Annotated in this window: 1 protein-coding gene; it reads left to right on the plus strand. The window is 68.9% G+C overall.

The genetic code is table 11. From position 1 onward, the window contains the following. Positions 1-192 precede the first annotated feature (192 nt). On the plus strand, positions 193-575 hold a 383-nt coding region (locus N4G70_RS36900; RefSeq protein WP_261717156.1), incomplete at its 3' end, for a MarR family winged helix-turn-helix transcriptional regulator.

Raw genomic sequence — 575 nt, forward strand, 5'->3', positions numbered from 1 at the left:
ACGGCCCCGTAGTGCTGAGTGAGGGCGTCCCGCACCGCTTGCAGCAGAGCGTGCGGCGCCGCCTGGCGCAGTGCGCGTTCCGCCGCCGTGAATCTGTCCACTGTTCGGTTACCGCCTGTTCGAGATGATGAAGACTAAGAGGCGCGGGAGGGGCTTTTTGTGCCGCAGCGACTGCCAAGGCGGTTGAACACCGTGACTCCTGACAGCGGACGCCACCCCGCAGGCGCCGCCGGCGATGGCCGGGGAGCCGCCGCGGTGGCGGCCCGTGAGGCCATCGAGGTGCTGGAGATCTTGTGGAGCCGAAGCGGGGACCTGGCAGCGATCGCTCCCGTGTCGACGTCCCAGCTGCGCGTGCTGTACATCCTCGCCGACAACGACGGCATCAACCTGCGCGACCTCGGTCACGAACTGGGCTCGACCCCGTCGTCGGTGAGCCGCATGTGCGACCGGCTCCACGCCATCGGCTTCGTCGAGAGAACCCCCAGCTCGGCCAGCAGGCGAGAGGTCGAACTACGCCTGACCAGCGCCGGCACCCGCTACCTCAGCGACCTCAGGACCCGCAGGGAAACGGCGCT

Origin of the sequence: Streptomyces sp. ASQP_92, assembly GCF_025399895.1 — a bacterium.
In the GTDB taxonomy this organism is placed as follows: domain Bacteria; phylum Actinomycetota; class Actinomycetes; order Streptomycetales; family Streptomycetaceae; genus Streptomyces.